The organism is Kitasatospora sp. NPDC029367, assembly GCF_055569135.1.
Window position 1 is genome coordinate 61,289 of record NZ_JBVHYH010000013.1, and the last position, 26,175, is coordinate 87,463.

The window sequence follows — 26,175 nt, forward strand, 5'->3', positions numbered from 1 at the left end:
GGGCCGGCCGGTGCCGGCGCACCCCGGCAGCCACGGCGCTGCCGCCGCGACATCCGGCCGGCGCCCCCGTCTCCCCGCTGCCCCGGCCCGGCGCCTGGCCCGACGCCCTGACGTCCACCGCCCCTGACGCCCTTACGCCCTGACACCTGATGCCCCGCACCGCCTCGACGAGGAGCACACACCCCGCGATGACCGCCAAGCCCGAGACCCCTGCCGCCGTTGCCGCCCGCACCGCCGCCCCCGCCGTCGAGGTGCCGCCCGGCGCCGTCGCCGTGGTCGGCCTGGCCTGCCGGCTCCCCGGTGCGCCCGACCCGGCGGCGTTCTGGGAGCTGCTGCGCGAGGGCCGGGACGCCGTCGGCGAGCCCCCCGTCGACCGCTGGCCGGCGGACACCCCCGGTGTGCCGCGCGCGGGTGCCTTCCTGGAGCGGATCGACACCTTCGACGCCGCCTTCTTCGGGATCTCGCCGCGCGAGGCCACCACGATGGACCCGCAGCAGCGGCTGGTGCTGGAACTCGGCTGGGAGGTGCTGGAGGACGCCGGCCGGCTGCCCGCCCAACTGCGCGACAGCCGTACCGGGGTGTTCGTCGGCGCCTTCCTGGACGACTACGCGGCACTGGTGCATCGGCAGGGCCCGGACGCGGTGGACCGGCACGTGCTGACCGGCCTCAACCGGGGCATGATCGCCAACCGGCTCTCCTACCAGCTGGGCCTGCGCGGTCCGAGCCTGACCGTGGACACCGCGCAGTCCTCCTCCCTGGCCGCCGTCCACCTGGCCGTCGAGAGCCTGCGCCGCGGCGAGTCCGACCTCGCCCTGGCCCTCGGGGTGAACCTGATCGCCGCGCCGGACAGCACACTCGGCGCGGCCCGCTTCGGCGGCCTCTCCCCGCACGGGCGCAGCCGTCCGCTCGACGCGGCCGCCGACGGCTACGCGCGCGGCGAGGGCGGCGTCGCGGTGCTGCTCAGGCCGCTGGCCGCGGCACTGGCGGACGGCGACCCGGTGTACGGCGTGCTGCTGGGCAGCGCCATCGGCAACGACGGGGCCACCGACGGCCTGACCGTGCCCGGCGCCGACGGCCAAGCCGCTGTCCTGGCGGCCGCCTACCGCCGGGCCGGGGTGGACCCGGCGGCCGTCCAGTACGTCGAGCTGCACGGCACCGGTACGGCCGTCGGCGACCCGGTGGAGGCCACCGCCCTCGGCCGGGTGCTGGGGGCCGGCCGGGCCGCGGACGCCCCGCTGCTGGTCGGTTCGGCCAAGAGCAACGTCGGCCACCTGGAAGGGGCGGCCGGCCTGGTCGGCCTGGTGAAGACGGTGCTCGCGCTGCACCACGGCGAGCTGCCGCCGACCCTGCACCACCGCACCCCCAACCCGGCCGTCGACCTGACGGAGCTGCGGCTGCGGGTCGCCACCGAGCGCACCCCCTGGCCCGGCGGCGGGACGGCGGCCCGGCTGGCCGGGGTCAGCTCCTTCGGCATGGGCGGTACGGACGTCCACGTCGTGCTGACCGGCGCCCCGCCGGCGCCCGCGCCCGCCCCCGTCCCGGCCGACCTCCCCGCGCCGGTGCTGCTCTCCGGCCGCGGCCGCCCGGCGCTGCGCGGACAGGCCGCCGCCCTGCGCGCGCACCTGGCCGCGCACCCCGACCTCGGGCCGGCCGAACTCGCGGGCCCGCTCGCCGTCGCCCGGACCACCTTCGAGGACCGCGCCGTCCTGGTGGCCGAGGACCGGGCCGGGCTGCTCGCCGCACTGGACGCGCTGGCCGCCGGCCAGGAGGCGCCCGGGGCGGTCACCGGCACGGCCGGCACCGTCGGCGGCACCGCCTTCCTGTTCCCCGGCCAGGGCAGCCAGCGCCCCGGCGCCGGACGCGGACTGTACGAGCGCTTCCCGGCGTTCGCGGCCGCCCTGGACGAGGCCCTGGCCGCCCTCGACCCGCACCTCGACCGGCCGCTCGGCAGCCTGCTGTTCGCCGAACCGGGAAGCCCCGAGGGCGAGTTGCTGGACCGCACCGAGTACACCCAGCCGGCCCTGTTCGCCCTCGGCAGCGCCCTGCACGCCCTGCTGCGCTCCTGGGGCGTGACCCCGGACGCCGTGGCCGGGCACTCCATCGGCGAGATCGCCGCCGCCCACGCCGCCGGGGTGCTCACCCTGGCCGACGCCGCCGTCCTGATCACCGCCCGGGGCCGGCTGATGGCCGAACTGCCCTCGGGTGGGGCGATGGTGGCGGTGGAGGCCGCCGAGGAGGAGGTGCTGGGCCGACTGGCCGGCCGGGAGGGCGAGGTGGGCATCGCCGCCGTCAACGGCCCGCGCGCCGTCGTGCTGTCCGGAGCCGAACCGGCCGTCCTGGCGGTGGCCGCCGAACTCGCCGCGCTCGGGCGGCGCACCCGCCGGCTGCGGGTCAGCCACGCCTTCCACTCCCCGCTGATGGACCCGGCGCTGGAGCGCTTCCGCGCGGTCGCCGCCCGGCTGACGTACGCGCCGCCCCGGCTGCCCCTGGTCTCCACCCTCACCGGGCGGCCGGTCGCGGCGGACACCCTGGCCGACCCCGAGCACTGGGTGCGGCACGCCCGCGAGGCCGTCCGCTTCGCCGACGGGGTGCGCGCCCTGCACGGCCTCGGCGTGCGCACCCACCTCGAACTCGGTCCGGACGCGGTGCTCACCGCGCTCGCCCGGGACACGGCGGCGGCCGACGGGCTGGGCGCCGAGGTCGCGGGGGCCGCGCTGCTGCGGCGGGGGCGGCCGGAGCCAGCGAGCCTGCTCGGCGCGGTCGGGCTGCTGCACGCCCGGGGCGGCGAGGTCGACTGGGCCCGGTACTTCGGGCCGGGCGCGGGCGCGGGTGCTCCGGCGGCGGCCCGGGCGGTTGGGCTGCCGACGTACGCGTTCCAGCGGGAGCGGTACTGGCTGGCGGGCGCGGACGCCCTCCCGGGCGGACCGGCCCCGGCTGCCGAGCCCGTTGGCGGCGCCGAGCGCGTTGGCGCGGCCGGGCCGGTTGGTGCCGCCGGGCCCGTTGGTGCAGCCGAGCCCGAGCCCGTTCCGGCGGCGCCGGTGCGGCGGCCGGACGGCGAGCTGCTGGACCTCGTCCGGGCCCAGGCCGCCGTGGTGCTGGGACACCCGACCCCGCACACCCTGGACGGCCGACGGACCTTCAAGGACCTCGGCCTGGACTCGCTGGGCGCCGCCGAACTGGCCGACCGCCTGGCCGCCGCCACCGGGCTCGGCCTGTCCGCGTCCGCCGTCTACGACCACCCGACCCCGGAGGCCCTGGCCCGGCACCTGCGCGGTGACGAGCGGGAGGCGGCGGTGGTGCGGGCGGTGGTGGTGGACGAGCCGGTGGCGATCGTGGGGATGGCGTGCCGGTATCCGGGTGGGGTGGGGTCGCCGGAGGAGTTGTGGCGGTTGGTGGTGGAGGGTCGGGACGCGATCTCGCCGTTCCCCTCGGACCGGGGCTGGGACCTCGACGCACTGTACGACCCGGACCCCGACCGCCCGGGCACCAGCTACGCCCGGCACGGCGGATTCCTCACCGGCGCGGGCGGGTTCGACGCGGAGTTCTTCGGGATCTCGCCGCGTGAGGCGGCGGCGATGGATCCGCAGCAGCGGCTGGTCCTGGAGTCGTCCTGGGAGGCGCTGGAGTCGGCCGGGATCGACCCGGCCGGACTGCGCGGCAGCCGGACCGGCGTTTACGTCGGCGCGACCGCGATGGAGTACGGGCCGCGGCTCTCCGAGGGCTCCGACGGCGCGGACGGCTTCGTGCTCACCGGCAGCACGACCAGCGTGATCTCCGGCCGGGTCGCGTACACCTTCGGGCTGGAGGGCCCGGCGGTGACGGTGGACACCGCCTGCTCCTCCTCCCTGGTCGCGCTGCACCAGGCCGCCGCCGCGCTGCGCACCGGGGACTGCGACCTGGCCCTGGCCGGTGGGGTGACGGTGATGTCGAGCCCCGGCATGTTCGTGGAGTTCAGTCGGCAGCGGGGGTTGTCGGTGGACGGTCGGTGCCGGTCGTTCGCGGCGGGTGCGGATGGGACGGGGTGGAGTGAGGGGGTGGGGGTGCTGGTGGTGGAGCGTCTGTCGGACGCGCTTCGCCGTGGGCATCGGGTGTTGGCGGTGGTGCGGGGTTCGGCGGTGAATCAGGATGGTGCGTCGAACGGTTTGACGGCGCCTAACGGGCCTTCGCAGGAGCGGGTGATCCGGGCGGCGTTGTCGGCGGCCGGGTTGGGTGCGGGTGACGTTGATGTGGTGGAGGCGCACGGGACGGGGACCAGGCTGGGGGACCCGATCGAGGCGCAGGCGCTGCTCGCCACGTACGGTCGGGGGCGTTCGGCTGAACGGCCGTTGTGGTTGGGGTCGTTGAAGTCGAACATCGGGCATGCGCAGGCGGCTGCGGGTGTGGGTGGTGTGATCAAGATGGTGCGTGCTTTGGCGGAGGGGGTGTTGCCGGGGTCGTTGTACGCGGGGGAGCCGTCGCCGTTGGTGGACTGGGCCTCGGGTGGGGTGGAGTTGCTGGCCGAGGCGCGGGAGTGGCCGGAGGTGGGTCGTCCGCGTCGGGCGGGGGTGTCCTCGTTCGGGATCAGCGGGACGAACGCGCACGTGATCCTGGAGCAGGCGCCCGAGGCCGCGCAGCCGTTGGAGGAGGTCGCGCTGCCGTCGGAGCTGGTGGCCTGGCCGCTGTCCGCGCGTACCGAGACGGCGCTGCGCGCCCAGGCCGTACGCCTGCTGGCCTACACCGAGCAGCACCCTGAGGTGGACCCGGGCACGTTGGGCCGGGCCCTGGTCTCCACCCGGTCCGCCTTCGAGCGGCGGGCGGTGGTGCTGGGCTCGGAGCGTGCCGAACTGCTGGACGGCCTGCGGGCGTTGGCGTCTGGCACGGCTGCCTCCGGTTCCACGGGCCCGGTCACCGGCTCCGCCCGTGACGGTGGTCGTACGGCGTTCGTGTTCACGGGGCAGGGCAGTCAGTGGTTGGGCATGGGGCGTGGGTTGTACGGGGCGTTCCCGGTGTTCGCGGCGGCGTTCGACGAGGTGTGCGCGGCGTTCGATCCGTTGTTGGAGCGGTCGTTGCGGGAGGTGGTTTTCGAGGGCGGGGAGCTGTTGGACCGTACGGAGTTCACCCAGCCGGCGTTGTTCGCGGTGGAGGTGGCGCTGTACCGGTTGGTGGTGTCGGCGGGTGTGACGGCGGATGTGGTGGCCGGGCATTCGATCGGTGGGGTGGTGGCGGCGTTCGTGGCGGGTGCGTTCTCGCTGCGGGATGCGGCGGTGTTGGTGGCGGCCCGGGGTCGGTTGATGGGGTCGGCGCGTTCGGGTGGGGCGATGGTGGCGGTGGAGGCCGCCGAGGAGGAGGTGCTGGCCGAACTGGCGGTCCTGGAGGGCTCGGTGTCGCTGGCGGCGGTGAACGGGCCGCGCTCGGTGGTGCTCTCCGGGGACGAGGACGTGGTGCTGGAGTTGGCCGGGCGTTGGCGCGAGCGTGGGCGCAGAGTAAGGCAGTTGACGGTCAGTCATGCCTTCCATTCGCCGCACATGGACGGTGTGCTGGAGGAGTTCACGCGGGTGGCGGGCGGGGTGGAGTTCGCCGAGCCGTTGCTGCCGGTGGTCTCCGACCTGACCGGCCGCGTCGCCACGGCGGAGGAGCTCGCCGAACCGGCGTACTGGGCGCGGCACATCCGTTCGGCGGTGCGCTTCCACGATGTCGTGCGCACCCTGCACGAGCAGGGCGTCACCCGCTACCTGGAACTCGGCCCCGACGCCGTCCTCACCCCGCTGGTCGAGGCAGCGCTCGGCGCCGACGCCGACCCCGTCGTCCTCCCGCTCGCCCGTCGCGGCCGCCCGGAGGTCCGCGCCCTGGCGGACGCGCTCGCCCGGCTGCACGCCGCCGGGGCTCCGGCCGAGGTGCTGCGGCCGCTGCTGCCCGGCTCGGCGGTCCGACTGGACCTGCCCACCTACCCCTTCCAGCACACCCACTACTGGTCGGCGCCCCGCCCGGTCACCGATGCCGCCGCCCTCGGGCTGGCCGAGGCCGGCCACCCCCTGCTGGCCGCCGCCGTCGGAACCGCCGAGGACGGCGGACTGCTGCTCACCGGCCGGATCTCGTCGGCCGGGCAGGCCTGGCTCGCCGACCACGAGATCCTCGGCACCCCGCTGCTGCCCGGCACCGCCTTCCTGGAACTGGCGCTGACCGCCGCCGCCCGCATCGGTGCCGACGGCGTCGAGGAACTGACCCTGCACGCACCGCTGCCGCTGCCCGTCGGCGGTGCCGTCCAACTCCAGCTCGCGGTCGGCCCGTCGGACGGGAGCGGGCGCCGGACCCTGGCCGTCCACGCCCGCCCCCAGCGCCCCGGCCAGGAGGACACCGAGGACTGGACCAGGCACGCCGAGGGCCTGCTCATCGAGGGCCTGTCGGGGGCGGTTCCGGCGCCCGCGCCGCAGCTCGCCGCCTGGCCCCCGGCTGGCGCCGAACCGCTGGACCCGGACGCCCTGTACGCCCGGCTGCTCGCCCGGGGCTACGCGTACGGCCCCGCCTTCCAGGGCGTGCGCGCGGCCTGGCGGCTCGGCCCTGAGCTGTTCGCCGAACTCGCGCTGGGCGACGAACAGGCGCTCTCCGCCGAGGCGTTCGGCGTCCATCCGGCTCTGCTGGACGCCGCGCTGCACCCGCTGGTGGACGCGGAGACCGCCGATCGGGACGCCGAGACCGCCGACCGGGAGGCCGGGGGCGGCCTGCCGCTGCCGTTCTCCTTCGGCGCCGTCCGGCTGCACGCCCAGGGAGCGGCCCTGCTGCGGGTCCGCTGGACACCGGGCGCCGCAGGAGCCGCCCTCGAGGCCTACGACGTCGAGGGCCGGCCCGTACTGTCCGTCGGCTCGCTCGCCCTGCGTACCGCGACACCCGCCGACGCCGCCGACCGGGCCGCCGAGCGCGGGGCCCTGCACCGCCTCGACTGGCGCCCGGTGCCGGTCGACGCCCGGCCCGCCCCCGGGCGGACCCTGCTGCTCGGGCCCGCACCGCAGGGCCTGTCCGCGCTGCCCGCCCTCCCGGACCCGGCCGCGCTGCGCGCCGCGCTCGACGCGGGGCAGCCCGCGCCCGGGACCGTCCTCGCCGTCCTGCCGGACACCGGCGCCGACCGGCCCGCCGCGGCGCGCGAGCTCACCCGCGAGGCGCTGCGGCTCGCCCAGGACTGGCTGGCCGACGAACGGCTGGCGGACACCGTCCTCGCCGTTCTCACCCGGCACGCGGTCGCCGCCACGGCCGACGGCCCCGCGCCCGACCCGGCCGCGGCCGCCGTCTGGGGGCTGCTGCGCAGCGCCCAGAGCGAGCAGCCCGACCGTTTCCGGCTCGTCGATCTGGACGACGACCCGGCCTCGGCCGCCGCGCTACCGGCGGCCCTGGCCACCGGCCTGCCCCAACTCGCCCTGCGCGCGGGCGCGGTGCTCCAGCCGGTGCTCCAGCCCGTGCTCAAGCCCGTGCCGCCAGCCGTCCCGGCCCGACCGGCCGACGGCGCCGCGCCGGACCTGACCGGTGGCACCGTCCTGATCACCGGCGGCACCGGCGGCCTGGGCGTCCTGCTCGCCCGCCACCTGGTGGAGCGGCACGGCGTCCGACGGCTGCTGCTGGTCAGCCGCCGTGGCCCGGCAGCCCCCGGAGCGGCCGAGGCCGCCGCCGAACTGACCGCCCGGGGCGCGGAGGTGGTCCTCGCCGCCGCCGACACCGGAGACCGGGCCGCGCTGGCCGCCCTCCTCGCCGAGCTGCCGGCCGACCGTCCGCTGTGCGCGGTCCTCCACCTCGCCGGAATCGTGGACGACGCCACCCTCACCGGGCTCGACGCCGACCGGATCGCCCGGGTGCTGCGGCCCAAGGCGGACGCCGCCTGGCACCTGCACGAGCTCACCGCCGATCTCGACCTGGCCGCCTTCGTCCTGTTCTCCTCCGTCTCCGGCATCACCGGCACCGCCGGCCAGGGCGGTTACGCGGCGGCCAACAGCTTCCTGGACGCGCTCGCCCAGCACCGCCGGGCGCTTGGCCTGCCCGCCCTCTCGCTGGCCTGGTCGCTCTGGGCCGACCAGGACGGCATGGCCGGCGCCCTGGACGCCGAGGCCCTCCGCCGCTGGAGTCGCAGTGGTCTGCCGCCGCTGGAGACCACGGCCGGACTGGAGCTGTTCGACGCGGCGCTCGCCGGATCCGTCCCGCTCGCCGGATCCACTTCGCTCGCCGGATCCGACCCGCTTGCCGGATCCGACCCGCTGCTGGTGCCGGCCAGGATCGACCGGGCCGCCCTGCGGGCCCGCGCCGCCGAGGGGCCGCTGCCGGCCCCGCTGCGCGGCCTGGTCCGCACGCCGCTGCGCCGCAGTGCCGCCGCGCGCGCCGGCGGACCGGCGGGCGGCACCGGCTGGGCCGAGCGCACCGCTGCCCTGCCCGAGGCCGAACGCGCCCGGGCGGCCGAGGAGTTGGTGCGCGGTGCGGTGGCCGCCGTGCTCGGGCACGACGGCGCGGACACCGTCGACCCGGACCGCGCCTTCAAGGACCTCGGCCTGGACTCGCTGACCGCCGTGGAACTGCGCAACCGCCTGAACACCGCGACCGGCCTGCGACTGCCCGCCACCGTCGTCTTCGACCAGCCCTCGCCGGCCGCGCTGGCCCGGCGCCTGCTCGCCGAGCTGGACGGCACCCGGGCGGTGGGCCGGGAGGCGTCGGTGGTGCGGGCGGTGGCGGCGGACGAGCCGGTGGCGATCGTGGGGATGGCGTGCCGGTATCCGGGTGGGGTGGGGTCGCCGGAGGAGTTGTGGCGGTTGGTGGTGGAGGGGCGGGACGCGATCTCGCCGTTCCCCTCGGACCGGGGCTGGGACCTCGACGCGCTCTACCACCCCGACCCCGACCACCACGGCACCTCCTACGCCCGCGAGGGCGGCTTCCTGCACCACGCCGCCGACTTCGACGCGGAGTTCTTCGGGATCTCGCCGCGTGAGGCGGCGGCGATGGATCCGCAGCAGCGGCTGCTGCTGGAGTCGTCATGGGAGGCGCTGGAGTCGGCCGGGATCGACCCGGCCGAACTGCGCGGCAGCCGGACCGGAGTCTTCGCCGGGGTGATGTACAACGACTACGGCTCCCGGCTCCAGCGCGCCCCCGAGGGCTACGAGGGGTACCTGCTGACCGGCAACACCTCCAGCGTGATCTCGGGCCGGATCGCCTACACCTTCGGGCTGGAGGGCCCGGCGGTGACGGTGGACACGGCCTGCTCCTCCTCCCTGGTCGCGCTCCACCTGGCCGCACAGGCCCTGCGCAGCGGCGAGGCGGACCTCGCGCTGGCCGGCGGCGTCACCGTGATGGCCCGGCCGGACACCTTCGTGGAGTTCAGTCGGCAGCGGGGGTTGTCGGTGGACGGTCGGTGCCGGTCGTTCGCGGCGGGTGCGGATGGGACGGGGTGGAGTGAGGGGGTGGGGGTGCTGGTGGTGGAGCGGTTGTCGGACGCGCTCCGTCGCGGGCATCGGGTGTTGGCGGTGGTGCGGGGTTCGGCGGTGAATCAGGACGGTGCGTCGAACGGTTTGACGGCGCCGAACGGGCCTTCGCAGGAGCGGGTGATCCGGGCGGCGTTGTCGGCGGCCGGGTTGGGCACGGCGGACGTTGATGTGGTGGAGGCGCACGGGACGGGGACCCGGCTCGGGGATCCGATCGAGGCGCAGGCGCTGCTGGCCACGTACGGGAAGGACCGTTCTGCTGAACGGCCTTTGTGGTTGGGGTCGTTGAAGTCGAACATCGGGCATGCGCAGGCGGCTGCGGGTGTGGGTGGTGTGATCAAGATGGTGCGTGCGTTGGCGGAGGGGGTGTTGCCGGGGTCGTTGTACGCGGGGGAGCCTTCGCCGTTGGTGGACTGGGCCTCGGGTGGGGTGGAGTTGCTGGCTGAGGCTCGGGAGTGGCCGGAGGTGGGTCGTCCGCGTCGGGCGGGGGTGTCCTCGTTCGGGATCAGTGGGACGAACGCGCACGTGATCCTGGAGCAGGCGCCGGAGGTTGCTCTGCCGTCGGAGGAGGTCGCGCTGCCGTCGGAGGTGGTGGCCTGGCCGCTGTCCGCGCGCACCGACACGGCGCTGCGCGCCCAGGCCGTACGCCTGCTGGCCTTCGCCCAGGATCGACCGGAGCTGCACCCGGCTCGCCTCGGCCTCGCGCTCGCCCGGACGCGCGGTGCGCTGGAGCGCCGGGCCGTCCTGCTCGGCTCGGACCGTGCGGAACTCCTCGATGCACTACGGCAGTTCGCGTCGGGCGAGGAGAGCGCGGCCGTGCTGCACGGCCGGGTCGTACCCGGTGGTCGTACGGCGTTCGTGTTTACGGGGCAGGGTAGTCAGTGGTTGGGCATGGGGCGTGGGTTGTACGGGGCGTTCCCGGTGTTCGCGGCGGCGTTCGACGAGGTGTGCGCGGCGTTCGATCCGTTGTTGGGGCGGTCGTTGCGGGAGGTGGTGTTCGAGGGCGGGGAGCTGCTGGACCGTACGGAGTTCACCCAGCCGGCGCTGTTCGCGGTGGAGGTGGCGCTGTACCGGTTGGTGGTGTCGGCGGGTGTGACGGCGGATGTGGTGGCCGGGCATTCGATCGGTGGGGTGGTGGCGGCGTTCGTGGCGGGTGCGTTCTCGCTGCGGGATGCGGCGGTGCTGGTGGCGGCCCGGGGTCGGTTGATGGGGTCGGCGCCCTCGGGTGGCGCGATGGTGGCGGTGGAGGCCGCCGAGGAGGAGGTGCTGGCCGAACTGGCGGGCCTGGAGGGGTCGGTGTCGCTGGCGGCGGTGAACGGGCCGCGTTCGGTGGTGCTCTCCGGGGACGAGGACGCGGTGCTGGCGCTGGCCGGTCATTGGCGTGAACGCGGGCGCAGAGTGAAGCAGTTGACGGTCAGTCATGCCTTCCATTCGCCGCACATGGATGGTGTGCTAACGGAGTTCACGCGGGTGGCGGGCGGGGTGGAGTTCGCCGAGCCGTTGCTGCCGGTGGTCTCCGACCTGACCGGCCGCGTCGCCACGGCGGAGGAGCTCGCCGAACCGGCGTACTGGGCGCGGCACATCCGTTCGGCGGTGCGCTTCCACGATGTCGTGCGCACCCTGCACGAGCAGGGTGTCACCCGCTATCTGGAACTCGGCCCCGACGCCGTCCTCACCCCGCTGGTCGAGGCGGCGCTCGGCGCGGACGCGCCCGTGGCCGCAGCGGCCACCCTGCGCCGGGGCCGCCCCGAAGCGCAGGCCGTGGCGACCGCCCTGGCCCGGCTGGCCGTCACCGGGACGGCCGTCGACTGGCCGGCCCTGACCGGAGTGACCGGCCGCATCGCCGACGCGCCGGAACTGCCCGGCTATCCGTTCGAGCACCGGCGCTACTGGCTCGACGCCGACGCCATCCCGGCGGACCCGCGTGAGGTGGGCCTCGACCAGGCCGACCACCCGCTGCTCGGCGCGGAACTGCAACTCCCCGACAGCGGCGGCCTGGTGCTCACCGGCCGGTTGTCCCCGGCCGCGCTGCCCTGGCTCGCCGACCACGAGATCCTGGGCACCCCGCTGCTGCCCGGAGCCGCCCTGGTCGAGCTCGCACTCCGGGCGGGTCAGCGCGTCGGCGCCCCGCACCTGGTCGAGCTGACCCTGGAGTCCCCGCTGCCGCTGCCCGCCGAGGGCGCCCTGCAACTCCAGCTCGCGGTCGGTCTATCCGACCCGTCCGACCCCTCCGACCCGAACGGCCTGCGCGCCCTCGCCGTGCACACCCGGCCGGCCGGGGACGGGGACGCCCCCTGGACCCGGCACGCCACCGGAACCCTCGCCCCGGAAGCCCAGGCGGCCCCGGAAGCCGTCGATGCTGCGGGCTCCGCCGACTTCGCCGCAGTGCAGGTTTGGCCCCCGGCCGGCGCCGCGCCGCTGGACACCGACGCGCTGTACCCGGAACTCGCAGCCGACGGCTACCGCTACGGCCCCGCCTTCCAGGGCCTGCGCTCCGCCTGGCGGGCCGCGGACGGCACGCTCTACGCGGAGGTCGAGCTGCCCGAGGGCCCGGCGGCCGAGGCCGGCGCGTACGGGCTGCACCCGGCGCTGCTGGACGCCGCCCTCCACCTGCTCGCCCGGTACGGCCGCGCCGCGGACGCGGAGTCCGCACTGCTGCTGCCCTTCGCCTGGCACGGCGTCTCCGTGCACGCCACGGGCGCCACGGCGGCCCGGGTCGCGCTCCGGCCGACCGAGGGCGGCTACCGGCTGGTCCTGGCCGACGCCCAGGGCGGGCCGCTGGCCGAGGTCGCCCGGCTCGACCTGCGCCCGGTCACCCGGGAGGTGCTGGCCCGCAGCCTGCGGACCGTCGCCGACCGCTCGCTGTACGCGCTCTCCTGGGAGCCCGTGCCCGCCTCACCGTCCGTACCGCCTGTGCCCGCGTCACCGTCCGTACCGCCCGCGCCGCCGACGGACCCGGCCGCCGCTGCGGTCGCCGTCCTCGTCCCGGCCGGGCAGCAGCCGGACCTCGACCTGCTCCCGTACGCCACCCCGGTGGCCGCGCTCGCCGAGCTCCCGGAGCCGGTGCCGTCGACCGTCCTGCTCCCGTACGCCACCCCGGCCGATGCCGGGGATCCGGCGGAGGCCGCCCACGCCGCCGTCCGGCTCCTGCTGCCGGTGCTCCAGGAGTGGCTGGCCGAGCCGCGCACCGCCGGCTCCCGGCTGGTCCTGCTCACCCGGGGCGCCGTCACGACCGGCGCGGACGACCCGGTGCGCGACCTCGCCGCCGCCTCCGTGCGGGGCCTGTTCCGCTCGGCGGCCGCCGAACACCCGGGCCGGGTGGTCCTGTTGGACGCCGGAGAGGGCGAGCGGGTGACGTCGGACCTCCTCCGCTTCGACGAGGAAGCGGAACTGACGATCCGTCAAGGACGGCTCCTCCGCCCCAGGCTGGCCAGGGCCGACAAGGCCGAGGACTCCGACCGGCGGCCGGACCTCGGCGCCGGAACCGTCCTGCTCACCGGGGCCTCCGGGGCACTCGGCGCGTCGGTGGCCCGCCATCTGGTGCACGCCCACGGCGTCCGGGGCCTGCTCCTGCTCAGCCGCCGTGGCAGCGTGGAGCCGGGCCTGGTCGAGGAGTTGACGGCGGCCGGGGCCGCCGTGGCGACCGTGGCCGCCGACGTCGCCGACCCCCGGGCCGTACGGGCCGCGCTGGACCGGGCGCCCGCCGGGCTGCCGGTGACCGCCGTGCTGCACGCGGCCGGCGTGGTGGACGACGGTGTGACCGAGGGGCTCACCGCCGAGCGGGTCGCCGCCGTGCTGCGGCCCAAGGCCGACGGCGCCTGGGCGCTGCACGAGGCGACCGTGGAACTGCCGCTGCACGCCTTCGTGCTCTTCTCCTCGGTCGCCGGACTGCTCGGCACCGCAGGCCAGGGCCCGTACGCGGCCGCCAACTCCTTCCTGGACGGGCTCGCCGCCCACCGGCGTCAACTCGGCCTGCCCGGGCTCTCCTTGGCCTGGGGGCTGTGGGACGGCGAGGGCATGGGGAGCCGGCTGTCCGCCGCCGACCTGGCGCGGCTGGCCCGTACCGGCATCGCCCCGCTGCCCCCGGCCGAGGCGCTCGCCCTGCTGGACGACTCGCTCGGCTCGCCGCTCCCGCTGCTCGCGCCGGTCCGGCTGGACCTCGCCACGGCCACGGCGAGCGGCACCGCCCTGCCCGCGCCGCTGCGCGGCCTGGCCCGCCCGGCCCCGCGCCGTGCGGCGCAGGCCCCAGCGGCGGCGGGGCCCGGCGCGACTCCGCTCGCGGACCGGCTCGCGGCCCTGTCCGAGTCCGAACGCGCCCTGCTGCTGGTCGAGTTGGTCCGCACGGCTACCGCCGCCGTGCTCGGGCACGGCGGGCCGCAGGCCGTCGAGCAGGACCGCTCCTTCACCGAGCAGGGCTTCGACTCGCTGGCCGCCGTCGACCTGCGCAACCGGCTGAACGCGACCACCGGCCTGGCGCTCCCCAGCACCCTGGTCTTCGACCACCCGAGCCCGGCGGCGCTGGCCGCCCACCTGGGCGAGGCGCTGCTGCCGTCGGTCCCCGGTGTGAGCGAGGCCCGACCGGAGGACCAGCGCACGGACCAGCGGGTGGACCAGCGGGCAGACCAGCGCACGGACCAGCGGGCGCACCGGTCGGCGGAGCCGCCGGTCGGGGTCGCCGACGACCCGATCGCCATCGTCGGCATCGGCTGCCGCTACCCCGGCGGGGTGCGCTCCGCCGAGGAGCTGTGGCAGCTGGTCGCCGACCGGGTCGACGCGGTCGGCCCGTTCCCCGAGGACCGGGGCTGGCGCCTGGACCGGCTCTTCCACCCGGACCCGGAGCGGCCCGGCACGTCCGCCGCCCGCGAGGGCGGATTCCTCTACGACGCCGCCGACTTCGACCCCGCCTTCTTCGGCATGAGCCCGCGCGAGGCGCTGGCCACCGACCCGCAGCAGCGGATCCTGCTGGAGACGGCCTGGGAGGCCGTCGAGCGGGCGGGCATCGACCCGGGGACGCTGCGCGGCAGCCGGACCGGCGTCTTCGTCGGCGTGATGTACGACGACTACGGCTCCCGGCTCAGCCAGGCACCCGAGGCGCCGGAGGGCTACGAGGGCTACCTGGTCAGCGGCAGCGCCGGCAGCGTCGCCTCCGGGCGGGTCTCCTACGCGCTCGGACTGGAGGGCCCGGCCGTCACCGTGGACACCGCCTGCTCCTCCTCGCTGGTCGCGCTGCACCTGGCCGCACAGGCGCTGCGCAGCGGCGAGGCCACCCTCGCCCTGGCCGGTGGCGTCACCGTGATGGCCACCCCCGCCACCTTCGTGGAGTTCAGCCGGCAGCGCGGGCTGGCCCCGGACGGGCGCTGCAAGCCCTTCGCGGCCGGTGCCGACGGCACCGGCTGGGCCGAGGGCGCGGGCGTGCTGGTCCTGGAGCGGCTCTCCGACGCCCGGCGCAACGGGCATCCGGTGCTGGCCCTGGTGCGCGGCACCGCCGTCAACCAGGACGGTGCCTCGAACGGCCTGACGGCGCCGAACGGCCCTGCCCAGCAGCGGGTGATCCGGGCCGCGCTGGCCGCCGCCCGGCTGACGGCGGACGGCGTGGACGCGGTCGAGGCGCACGGGACGGGCACCCGCCTCGGCGACCCGATCGAGGCCCAGGCCCTGCTGGCGACGTACGGGCAGGGGCGTCCGGCCGGGCGCCCGCTGTGGCTGGGCTCGATCAAGTCGAACATCGGCCACAGCCAGGCGGCGGCGGGGGTGGCGGGCGTGATCAAGATGGTCGAGGCCCTCCGGCGTGGCCGGCTGCCGGCGACCCTGCACCTGGACGAGCCCTCGCCGCACGTGGACTGGACGGCCGGCGCGGTGGAGCTGCTCGCCGAGGCGCGGGAGTGGCCGGAGCTGGACCGGCCGCGCCGGGCGGGCGTGTCCTCCTTCGGGATCAGCGGCACCAATGCGCACGTGATCCTGGAGCAGGCGCCGGACGTCGCCGAGCCGGCGCCTGCTTCTACCGAGCCCGCAGCCCCGGCGCCCGCCGTGACCGAGCCCGCCGCGCCGGCTCCGGCCGCGCCGGTGGTCTGGCCGGTCTCGGCGCGCACCGAAGCCGCGCTCCGGGAGCAGGCGCAGCGGCTGCTCGCCTTCGCCGCCGACCTGCCCGAGGAGCGACTGGCCGGTGCGGGAGCCGCCCTGGCCACCACCCGGACGGCCTTCGAGCAGCGCGCGGCGGTGCTCGGCGGCTCGCGCGCCGAACTGCTCGACGGGCTGCGGGCGCTGGCCGCCGGAACGGACTCCCCGCAGCTGCTGCGCGGCGCCGCCCGGAGCGGCCGGACGGCCTTCGTCTTCACCGGCCAGGGCAGCCAGCGCGTCGGCATGGCCAGGGAACTGTCCGAGACTTACCCGGAGTTCGCGGCCGCCCTCGACGAGGTGTGCGCGGCCTTCGCCCCGTACCTGGAACGGCCGCTGCGCGAGGTCCTGTTCGAGGACACCGGCCTGCTGGACCGCACCGCCTACACCCAACCAGTCCTGTTCGCCGTGGAGTTCGCCCTGGTGCGGCTGCTCGCCCACTGGGGGGTGCGGCCGGACGCCGTGCTCGGGCACTCGATCGGCGCCGTCGCCGCGGCCCACACCGCCGGGGTGCTCACCCTGGCGGACGCCGTCGCCCTGGTCGCGGCACGCAGCCGGCTGATGGACGCGCTGCCCGCCGAGGGCGTCATGCTCTCCTTCCGGGCGTCCGAGCCGGAGGTCCTCGCCGCCCTGGAGGGGCACACCGACCGGGCCTCGGTGGCCGCCGTCAACGGTCCGCGGGCCACCGTCGTCTCCGGCGAGGAGGACGCCGTGCTCGCGGTCGCCGCCCGGCTCGCCGCCACGGGCGCCAAGGCCCGTCGGCTGACCGTCAGCCACGCCTTCCACTCCCCGCTGATGGACCCGATGCTGGACGACTTCCGCGCCGCCCTCGGCGGTCTCGCCTTCGGCCGTCCGACCATCCCGTTCGTCTCCGACCTGACCGGCCGCCCGGCCGGTCCGGAGGACACCGCCTCGCCCGACTACTGGGCCCGCCACGTGCGCGGGACCGTCCGCTTCGCCGACGGCGTCCGGGCCCTGCGCGAGCTCGGCACCGTGCGCTACCTGGAGATCGGGCCGGACACCCTGCTGACCACCCTGGTCGAGGACGTGCTGGCCGAAGGGCCGCAGGACCCGCAGGTCGCCCAGGTTGCCCAGGGCCCGCAGGACCCGCCCGCCGTCACGGCGGCGGTGCTGCGGCGCGAACGCGGCGAGGCGGCCACCCTGCTGCGGGCCGTCGCCACCGTGCACACGGCGGGCGGCAGCGTCGACTGGCCCGCCGTGCTGGGCGCGGCCGGGGCCCCGTACCCCGGGCTGCCGACCTACCCCTTCCAGCGCACCCGGCACTGGCTCGACGCCCCGGCCACCGTGGGCGACGTGCGGGCCGCCGGGCTCAGCACCGCCGGCCACCCCTTCCTCGGCGCCGCCGTCGACCTCGCCGACGGCGCCGGGACGGTCCTCACCGGCCGCCTGGACCGGCGCGAGCACCCCTGGCTCGCCGGGCACACCGTGGCCGGCACGGCCGTGCTGCCCGCGACCGCCCTGCTCGACCTCGCCCTGCACGCGGGCCGCACCGCCGGGCTGCCCGTGGTCGCCGCCCTCGACCTGGAGGCCCCGCTGCTGATCCCGGCCGACGGAGCGCTGCGGCTCCAGGTCGCGCTGGACCGGGCGGACGCCGCCGGCGAACGGGCCGTACGGATCCACGCCCGGCCCGACGGCGCCACCGAGGAGCCCTGGACCAGGTACGCCACCGGCGTGCTCGCGCCCGCCCCGACGGCGCCCGCCCCGACGGCGCCCGCCCCGACGGCGCCCGCCCCGACGGCGGCGGCCCCGTCCCCGAGCGACCGGCCCCTGCCGGGCACCTCGCCCCTGCCGGGCACCTCGCCCCTGCCGGACACCTGGCCGCCGTCCGGCGCCCGCCCGGTCGGCGCCGAGGAGCTGTACACCGCCCTCGACGCCCACGGCCTCGGGTACGGCGGCGCCTTCCGCACCGTCACCGCCGCCTGGCAGCAGCCCGACGGCACCCTCTGGGCCGAACTGGCGGGCCCCACCGAAGGGGCCCGGGACGGCGACCGGCGCTTCGCCGTGCCGCCCGCCGCCCTGGACGCCGCCCTCCACCCCTGGGCCCACGCCGGACTGCCGTCCGACGGCCGCACCACCCTGCGGCTGCCCGCCGCCTGGCGCGAGGTCCGTACGTACGGGGTGGTCCCCGCCGGACCGCTGCGGGCCCGGATCGCGCCGGACGGCGAGCACCGCGCCGCCGTGACCCTCTACGACGCCGACGGCGCCCCGCTGCTGCACGCGGCCGCCCTCGAACTCGCCGAGGTGCCGGCCGGGCGGTTCAGCGCGGCCCGCCCCGCCGACCCGCTGCTCCTCCCCGGCACCCGCCCGCTGGCCCTCCCGGCCGCCCCGCGCCCGGCCGCCCCGGTGGCGAGCCTGGCCGGGCTGACCGCTCCGGTGCCGCCGGTCGTCCTACTGCCGCTGCCGCCCCTCCCGGCGGACCGTCCCGTCCCCGAGCAGGTGGCCCACGCGACCGGCTGGGCCCTGACCGCCCTGCGGACCTGGCTGACCGGGCGCCGGTACGAGGCCTCCCGCCTCGTCGTCGTCCTGCCCGCCACGGCCGAGGGCGGCCCGGCGGCGCTCGCCGCGGCGGCGGCCGGCGGGCTGGTCCGCTCCGCCGCGGCCGAACACCCGGGCCGCGTCCTGCTGTTGGACACCGACCTCCCGGCGGACCGGCTTGCGGAGCTCCCCGCCGTGGCCTGGCCGGACGACGAACCGCACCTCCTGGTGCGGTCCGGGCGGGTGCTCGCCCCGCGCCTGACGGCGGCCGTTGCCGCAGGGGGCGGTGCGACCGGGGCGTTCGGCCCCGGGAGCGTCCTGGTGACCGGCGCGTCCGGGGCGCTGGCGGCGGTGCTGGTGCGGCACCTGGTGGAGGCGCACGGGGTGCGCGGGCTGGTGCTGATGAGCCGGAGCGGGCGGGTGGCGCCCGGGCTGGCGGAGGAGCTGGCGGCCCTGGGGGCCGTGACGGTGCCGGTCGCGGGCGACGTGGCCGATCCGCAGGCCGTACGGGCCGCGCTGGCCCAGGCGCCGGACGGCCTCCCGGTCACCGGGGTGGTGCACGCCGCCGGCGTCCTGGACGACGGGCTGGTCGAGGGCCTGACGGCGGAGCGGATCGCCGCCGTGCTGCGGCCGAAGGTCGACGGCGCCTGGGCGCTGCACGAGGCGACCGCGGAACTGCCGCTGCACGCCTTCGTCCTCTTCTCCTCGGTCGCCGGGGTGCTCGGGACGGCGGGGCAGGGCTCGTACGCGGCCGCCAACTCCTTCCTGGACGCCCTCGCCGGGCACCGCCACGCACTCGGCCTGCCCGCGCTGTCCCTCCCGTGGGGACTGTGGGAGGGCGAGGGCATGGGGGAGGGCCTGAGCGCGGCCGACCGGGCCCGGATCGCCCGGACCGGGATCACCCCGCTGCCCGCCGGAAGCGCCCTCGCACTGCTGGACGAGGCGCTGGCGGCCGGCCGTCCGGTGGCGGTCGCCGCCCGACTGGCGGCGCCCGGGGCAGGCGGGCCCGGCACCGGACCGGCGGCCGCCCTGCGCGAGCTGCTCGGCTCCCGCCCGGCGGGCGCCGCCCCGGCGGCCCCCGCCCCGCCGGAGCAGCGGGACGCGCTCGCCGGGCTCGACCCGCAGGAACGCGGCCGGGCCGTCCTGGACCTGGTGCGCCGTTCGGTCGGCGAGGTCCTCGGCCACGCCGACCCGGGCGCCGTACCGGTGGACCGGGGGCTGCTGGACCTGGGCCTGGACTCGCTGACGGCGGTGGAACTGCGCGGCCGCCTGGGCACCCTGCTCGGGCTGCGGCTGCCCAGCACCCTGCTGTTCGACCACCCCACCGCCGCGGCCCTGGCCCGCCACCTCACCACCCTGGTGACCCCGGCGGAGGACCACCCCGGCCCGGCCGACCTCGCCCAGTTCGAGGCAGTACTGGCCGGACTGGCAGCCGGGGCAGCCGACCCGGCCGAGCTGGACCAGCTGGCCGCCCGCCTCCAGACAGCCCTGGACCAAGTCCGCGCCGCGCGCGCCGCAGAGCCGGACACCGGCTTCGCCGACCAGCTGGAGGAGGCCGACGGCGACGACCTCTTCGACCTGATCGACCGCCAACTCGGCCTGTAACCCCAAGGCGAAGGGCCCGGCACCCCCGGGCCCTTCCCCACCCCCACCCCTCCACCCCGTACCAACCCCCCACCGCGCCGCCCCCATCCACCCGTGCCTCCCCGGCCCACCGGAGTAGGAAGTCGGCCCCGCCGACTTCCTACTCCGGTGGGGCCCAGGGCAGCGGGTGCGGGGGTTCCTCCGACTCCTGGTCCAGCCGCGGATAGCCGATCTCGGAGATGTCCTGGGCCAGGTCTGCCAAGCTGACCTCAGGGTTCAGCGACGAGACGAGTTCCTGGTTCAGCGGCTGCAAGGCATGAACCCGGCTCACCGCTGCCAGGTCGATGGACACCTCGTAGTAGTCCTCGGCGAAACGCTGGAACGCTTCCGGGGAACGGTCGACCAGGAGGCTGAACAGGCTCGTCGCGCCGTCAGGATCGACGGTGCCCTCGGGGAAGTCGATCGTTCCGTGGTGCCACCGCTCGTCCGTCGGCCCCCGCCACAGGCAGGCCGTCACCACCGGCACACCGTTCTGATCGGTGAACGCCGGCTCCTCGACGAAGGGCTTGAAGAGCTCGGGGACCTCGTCGACCACTCCCGGCCAGGGCTCGCCATCGTTGCCGAAGGGGCTCATCGGCGATTCGTGATCGAAGCCGCGCACATAGGCCCCGGCCGCCGAGAACACGATCGAGTACTCGTCTCCCGACCCGTTGCGCATCGAGGCCATCTCCTCGCCGTCGGCCCAACCGGCGTTGAAGGAGTGGTACCGGTCCGCCCAGTCGGGGCTCAGGATCGCATCGAGCATCGCCAGTGAACGGCACAGGTCCCGCAGGTCGGCGATGGCGGGGAGCCGGCGGGCTACGTCATGGACAGTCACCTGCTCATCCAACCCGATGCCACCGACACCCCGGCCCGCGAGGGGTGTCATGACCGCCGGCTCAACGTGTGAGCGGTCGTTACCTTGGTGACGCTTGTCGCGGCCGGCCGGCGAGCACGAAGTCGCGGTACTCGTCCTGAGCCATTCCCTCATTGACCCAGCGGCCACGAACGGCTCCAGTTCGGTGCTCCGCGAGGGTGAGGGCGTCATGTGCCGCCGTTGCCGTGGCGATCTCCAGGCCGAACTCGTCGTCCTCGTTCTCGGGGTCCAGCGACGGGAACTCGACGAGGTCGCAGAAGTTCTCACTCCCGACGTCCGCCGACGTGTGGAGAACGACCTTGAACTGAGAGCCGGCCGGAACAACCTCGACCCAACGGATCCCAGGAGCATGGGCATCACCGGCAGGGCCGAGGAACTGCTCGACCGATCGACCGCGGGTCAGGGCACCGACAGCGAAGGACTCGACCAGGTAGCGCATCCGGGCAGCCTAGACGAGTAAGTCCCAAGTTCGGCGAGGGATGCGCGCATGCGAGTCGGAATCATCGGTCACGAATGGCTCTCGGACCTCACTGAGATGCTGGTCCGTGGCGAACTGTGGCCGCTGGTCACCGAGGTCGGCTGTTACGACCTGGTCAAGGTGAGTTGCCTGCGCGAGGGCCCCGAGGGCCGAACCCACCGGGCCGACGCACCGAGGGCCCGCCGGCAAGAGGCTGGCCTACCGAGACTTCGAAGCGGCATCGGAGGGCTGGACTGTCGACGGCCAACTGGAGCGGGGAAACCGGCTCGCCGCCGACGCATCGATCGCCAACCGGATCGGAAAAATGCCAAGCGGGCATTTGCGGCAGGCGTCCACGAGGAGACCGGTCAGCTTACAGTGGCGCGTCGTCCGGCCCAGGTCTCACCGATGTCTGTCACCGAAATCCTGTGCAGTGAAGTCCCTCGACGGAAGGTCCACGTGTGAATCTGGCAGTTGCCGAGATCGACCGGCACAACTGGTCAGCCATAGAATGTGGCTGCGGGAAGTCGGCCGAGCATCTCGTGCCGCTTCTTCGCTCGATCACCGAGACCCGGTCCGCCGCAGCGATCCACAGTCTCGACAATCACGTCTTCATTCAGTCCAACCTCATGCCGCCTGCCCCGGCCGTCTGTTCGGTCTTCATGGCGATGCTTGCTGACGGAATTCCGGTCGACCAGACGAGGGGCGTGCTCTGGGGCGTGCTCAGCTGCGTCGCCGCCGAGGAGACGAGTCTGTACGAGCAGTGCTTCGAGACGGTTCGGGAGGGTCTGTGGACCGTCTACCGGGAGCTGCTGGCAGCCGAGCCGCGGAGTGTGTCGGCGCATCACGCACTCGACATCGCGGAGATCGTCGAGGAGGGCACTGCGCGGTTCGACTTCTACCGGAGTCGCGTCGTGAGCTGATTTGCTCAGCCCTTGCCATGGCCGCCCTGCCACACCGGGACGCGGACCTATGGCTTGCGATGCGAGCCCCGATGCTGCGGGCCGGGTCGGCGGGGCCCGCGGGAGGCGCCCGTAGGCCGGGGCCGGGGCCGCGACGGGGGGCGGAGTGGGAAGTCGGCAGGGTCGACTCCCCACTCCGGGGGTGTGCGGGGTGCCCTGGGCGGGTGTTGTGGCGTGGTCAGCGACGGGCTGTGGCGAGGTGGGCGTCGAGGAGGGCGAGCAGTTCCTGCTGTCGTCCGTCGAGGTAGAAGTGGCCGCCGCGGTGGATGCCGAGTTCGAAGCCGGCCGTGGTGTGGCGCTGCCAGGCGGCGGCCTCGGCGGGGGTGACCCAGGGGTCGGCGTCGCCGATCAGGGCGAGGAGCGGCGTTCCCACGGTGACCTCCGGGCCGGCGAAGTAGCCGCCCACGGCGGTCAGGTCGGCGCGGACGGCCGGCAGGATCATCTGCAGGGCCTCCTCGTCAGCGAGCAGCCGCGGGTCGGTGCCGCTGAGGTCCCGCAGGTGGGCGGCGAGGGAGCGGTCGTCGGTGAGGTGGGCGTACTCGCCGTCGCGCCGGGTGGAGGGGGCGCGCCGGCCGGAGACGGTGAGCAACTCCGGGGCGCGGCCGTCGCGTTCCAGCCGGCGGGTGAGTTCGAAGGCGAGCAGGGCGCCCATGCTGTGGCCGAACAGGGCGTAGCGGCCGTCGCCCACCGCGGCCCGGACGGCGGGCGCGGCCAGCTCGGCGAGCCGGGTGAGGTCCGCGACGGCGGGCTCCCGGTAGCGGTCCTGACGGCCCGGGTACTGCAGGGCCAGCACTTCGACGTCCGGCCCGGCCGCGGCGGCCCAGGGCCGGAAGACCGAGGCCGAGCCGCCGGCGTGGGGCAGGCAGAGCAGGCGCAACGGCGGGTCGGCCGAGCCGGCCGGGTCGGGGTTGCGAGGCGCCCCGGGGGCGCCGAACCGGCGTACCCACAGGGAGCTGTCGACGGAGGTGGCGCTCGCGGTGCTCATGCCGCCGCCTGCCGCTCGATCCGGTCCGAACGCTCGGCCCGGTCCGGCCGCTCCGGCCGCTCCGAGCGGTCGGCCGGCTCGGCGGCCCCGGATCGCTCGCCCCACTGCGGGCGGAGCAGGTCGAGCCGCCGGTCGGACAGCAGGATCGCCCGCTGCACCTCGCGCAGCGCCCGCCCGGGCTCGATGCCGAGTTCGGCGGTGATGGTGCGGTGCGCCGCGCGGTACACCCGCAGGGCGTCGGCCTGCCGCTCCGAGCGGTAGAGGGCGATCATCAGCTGCCGGTGGAAGGCCTCGTGCAGCGGGTGCTCGGCGACCAGCGAGTAGAGCCTGCCGATGAGTTCGCGGTGGCGCCCGGTGGCCAGGCCGGTCTCGACGTGCATGCCGAGGCACTCCAGCCGGGCCTCCTCGGCCCAGGTGGTGAAGCCCTCCAGGATCGGCCCGGAGCGCAGGTCGCCGAGCGCGGGGCCGCGCCACAGGGCGAGGGCCTCCTCGAAGGCGGCGGCGGCCTGCTCGGTGCGGCCGTCCCGGGCGGCGGCCCGTCCGGTCTGCATCAGTTGCTGGAACTCGTCGGAGTCCAGCCGGTCCTCCGGGCCGAGGCGCAGTACGTACCCGGGGGACTGGGTGACGATGGCGCTCTCCGGCCGGCTGTCCGCGAGCAGCTTGCGCAGCCGCGAGATGTAGACGTGGATCGCCGCCAGATGGCGTCGTGGCGGGGCGTCGCCCCAGATCTCGAAGCCGAGCTGCGGGACGGGCACCACCTCGTTGGCGCGGACCAGCAGGGTCGCCAGCAGCACCTCCATGTTCCGGGCCTTGACGGCCGAGGTGCCGCGCTCCGTGGTGACGCGCAGGCTTCCGAGCAACTGGTATCTCACAGTGGGCCTCCTGAGGGCGGGTCGTCCGGCTCAGGGTGTCCCACGGGGGGCCGTCCGCGCATCAGCGGAACTACGTACGGACGGCCCCGGTGCCGCGGCTCCGCTCCGCTCTACCGCCGGTCCAGCGCGCGCAGTTCGGCGCCGAGGGCGAGCCGGCGGTCCAGCGGGCCGCCGCTCATCCGCAGCACCGTGAGCAGCGTCCACAGCCGGGTCTGCGGGAAGAACCGGGGCGAGCCGTGCACGTCGTCGTGCACCCGCAGGCGCAGGCTGCGCAGCGAGCGCCGCAGCCGGTCGGTGTCGGAGGGCGGGATGATCTCGTCCCGGGCGCTGGCGACCAGGCCGACCGGTACGTCGACTTTGCTCAGCCGGTCCGGGTCCAGGGCGAGCGGGGCGAGGGCGTCGAACACCGAGCCGGCGTCGGTGCGGGCGAGGTGGGCGAGGGTGTCCACGGTGACCCGGGGAACGGTGGCGTGCCACGCCCGGTCGGTGAAGAAGTCGTGCACCGGCAGGCCGGCGCCGACCACCCCGCGGATGCGCGGATCGGTGAGCGCGGCGTGCAGCGCCAGGTTGCCGCTGAAACTGAGCGCCAGCGCGTACGTCCGCGCGGTGTCGGCGCGGTCGGCGACGGCGTCCAGGACGGCGGGCAGCAGTGCGGGCGCCGTCAGGTCGTACGGCAGCGGGTTCTCGCCGACGCCGGGCATCTCGGTGACCACGCCGGCCAGGCCGAACTCGGCCAGCTGGAGCAGGACCGGCGCCCACTGCTCCTTGAGGCTGATGATCCCGCCGGACATCAGCAGCAGCGGCTTCGGCCGCTCCGCCGACGGCCCGCCCGCCGACGGCCGTTCCGCCGTCAGCCCGCCCGCCGTCAGCCCGCCCGCCGACGGCCCGCCCGCCGTCAGCCCGCCCGCCCAGGCGGCGACCGGGCCGGCCGCGGTGGGCACCTCGATCCGTTCGATGCCGGGGAAGTCGGCGGCCCAGCGGGCGAACACGTCCCGGGCGCGCTCCTCGGCCTCCCGCCGGGCCGAGCCGGACGGGTAGGGGAAGCGGGCCATCGTGTAGTAGCGGCCGGCCTCCAGCAGCCGGCCCTCGCGTTCCAGCCGGTCGCCCGCCTCGGTCCAGCGGCGCACCCAGGAGCCGGGGCCGCCGTCGCCGTCGTCCACGACACCGTCCAGCACCGCGCCGTACTGGGCGGGGGTGATGCCCTGGGAGGTCGCCTGGGCGACCACGAACTGCTTGAGTTCGGCGAGGTCGTTCGCCGGGGCGCGGCCGGTCATGCCGTCGCCTCCGATCGGACGGGGGCGGGCGCTCCGGCCGCCGCACCGGTGGTCGTTCCGTCCTCCCCGGGAGCGGGCCACTCCTCCAGCGCGGCCCGGATCTCGGTCAGGACGTCCGCCGCCTCCGCGCCGTCGATGACCCGGTGGTCGAAGGCCAGGCTGAGCCGGAACACCGGCGCGGCGACGATCGCGCCGTCCCGGACCACCGGCCGTTCGACGATCCGGCCGACGCCCAGGGTGACGGTGGTGCCGCCCACGGAGTGGAAGCCGTCGACCGGCCGGTGGCCGAGCGAGGTGACCGCGAAGGTGCCGGTGATCAGCGGGCGCAGCCGCAGGTCGCGGGCCGCGCGGGCGAACCGCAGCCGGCCGCGCAGCCAGGACAGCCGGTGCAGGGCCCGGATGCCGGCGAACTCGGGCAGCTCGGCCGGGTCGCCGTCCAGCACCCGGTCCAGTCGGCGCTGCACCTCGGCGAGGCCGGCGGTGTGCGGCTCGGGGACGACGGTGGACAGCACCACCCGGGTGCCGCCCAGGGTGCGGTCCAGGGTGACCTTGCCGGACACCGTCGGGAAGGTGGCCACCCGGGGGCGCGGGCCGCCCCGGTAGGCGGAGTTGGCCTCCGGGTGGCGGGCCAGCACCCCGCCCGCCGCCACCAGCAGGTAGCCGACCACCGAGCGGCGCTGTCCGGCCGCGCGGGCCGCGGCCCGGTCGGCGAGCAGTCGGGTGGCGTCCACCTCGGTGTCCAGGAAGACCGGGGAGAAGTCCCGGATCGCCTCCAGGAAGTACAGGGTGTGCCGCCGCTCGCGCGGCGGCGGTGCGAGCCGCGGATCGGCTCCGCTCGGACTGGTCATGACGGGCCCCTCGGGTCGGATCGGTCCGGTCGGTCGGTGGTCACGGGTCGGACCGGTGGTCACGGGTCGGTCGGTGGTCACGGGTCGGACCGGTGGAGGGGTCGAGCGTGGCGCACGGGGCCAAACAGGCTCTGAACGGAGCGGTCCCCGGGTTCGTGAAATCCTTGTTACGTCCGGCCAGTTGATCGGTGGTCGAAGCTACGATCGGCCGAGGTTGGGGGGATCCGCCAGTTCCGCCC

The 26,175-nt window shown here is 76.2% G+C and carries 8 protein-coding genes; 2 read left to right on the forward strand and 6 right to left on the reverse strand.

Features of this window, described 5'->3' with window-relative positions; translation table 11 throughout:
* Window positions 1–188: 188 nt before the first annotated feature.
* Window positions 189–19,643, forward strand: a complete 19,455-nt coding sequence (locus ACZ4W5_RS10040) for a type I polyketide synthase (RefSeq protein ID WP_465653814.1) — start codon at window positions 189–191, stop codon at window positions 19,641–19,643.
* A 139-nt stretch (window positions 19,644–19,782) separates the two neighbouring features.
* Here the strand turns inward: ACZ4W5_RS10040 and ACZ4W5_RS10045 are convergent, their stop codons facing one another.
* Window positions 19,783–20,550 (reverse strand): hypothetical protein, encoded by a 768-nt coding sequence (locus ACZ4W5_RS10045; RefSeq protein WP_465653815.1) that lies wholly within the window; start codon window positions 20,548–20,550, stop codon window positions 19,783–19,785.
* Window positions 20,551–20,578: 28 nt separating this feature from the next.
* A complete protein-coding gene (locus ACZ4W5_RS10050; protein ID WP_465653816.1) occupies window positions 20,579–20,977 on the reverse strand; it encodes a hypothetical protein in 399 nt (132 codons plus the stop codon).
* Between the two features lie 479 nt (window positions 20,978–21,456).
* Between ACZ4W5_RS10050 and ACZ4W5_RS10055 the strand changes: the two genes are divergently transcribed.
* Window positions 21,457–21,918: a hypothetical protein gene (locus tag ACZ4W5_RS10055; RefSeq protein ID WP_465653817.1), complete on the forward strand. Its 462-nt coding sequence runs from the start codon at window positions 21,457–21,459 to the stop codon at window positions 21,916–21,918.
* A gap of 217 nt (window positions 21,919–22,135) precedes the next feature.
* Here ACZ4W5_RS10055 and ACZ4W5_RS10060 read toward each other — a convergent pair whose 3' ends face one another.
* The 4 genes from ACZ4W5_RS10060 to ACZ4W5_RS10075 form a co-directional block, all read right to left on the reverse strand.
* On the reverse strand, window positions 22,136–22,942 hold the full coding sequence (locus ACZ4W5_RS10060; RefSeq protein ID WP_465653818.1) for a thioesterase II family protein: 807 nt from the start codon (window positions 22,940–22,942) through the stop codon (window positions 22,136–22,138).
* Window positions 22,939–23,814 (reverse strand): AfsR/SARP family transcriptional regulator, encoded by an 876-nt coding sequence (locus tag ACZ4W5_RS10065; protein WP_465653819.1) that lies wholly within the window; start codon window positions 23,812–23,814, stop codon window positions 22,939–22,941. The genes ACZ4W5_RS10060 and ACZ4W5_RS10065 overlap by 4 nt, the downstream gene beginning before the upstream one ends.
* A gap of 110 nt (window positions 23,815–23,924) precedes the next feature.
* A complete protein-coding gene (locus ACZ4W5_RS10070) occupies window positions 23,925–25,088 on the reverse strand; it encodes an alpha/beta hydrolase (protein WP_465653820.1) in 1,164 nt (387 codons plus the stop codon).
* The gene (locus ACZ4W5_RS10075; protein ID WP_465653821.1) at window positions 25,085–25,936 is read right to left on the reverse strand and encodes a 2-oxo acid dehydrogenase subunit E2; all 852 of its coding nucleotides are present in this window, start codon (window positions 25,934–25,936) and stop codon (window positions 25,085–25,087) included. Before ACZ4W5_RS10075 ends, ACZ4W5_RS10070 begins: the two co-directional genes overlap by 4 nt.
* Between the last annotated feature and the right edge of the window lie 239 nt (window positions 25,937–26,175).

What these genes read in the sequence shown, in the direction of transcription:
- ACZ4W5_RS10040 (WP_465653814.1), top strand. Translation starts at nt 189, where the DNA reads ATGACCGCCAAGCCCGAGACCCCTGCCGCCGTTGCCGCCCGCACCGCC.
- ACZ4W5_RS10045 (WP_465653815.1), bottom strand. Translation starts at nt 20,550, where the DNA reads ATGACACCCCTCGCGGGCCGGGGTGTCGGTGGCATCGGGTTGGATGAG.
- ACZ4W5_RS10050 (WP_465653816.1), bottom strand. Translation starts at nt 20,977, where the DNA reads ATGCGCTACCTGGTCGAGTCCTTCGCTGTCGGTGCCCTGACCCGCGGT.
- ACZ4W5_RS10060 (WP_465653818.1), bottom strand. Translation starts at nt 22,942, where the DNA reads ATGAGCACCGCGAGCGCCACCTCCGTCGACAGCTCCCTGTGGGTACGC.
- ACZ4W5_RS10070 (WP_465653820.1), bottom strand. Translation starts at nt 25,088, where the DNA reads ATGACCGGCCGCGCCCCGGCGAACGACCTCGCCGAACTCAAGCAGTTC.
- ACZ4W5_RS10075 (WP_465653821.1), bottom strand. Translation starts at nt 25,936, where the DNA reads ATGACCAGTCCGAGCGGAGCCGATCCGCGGCTCGCACCGCCGCCGCGC.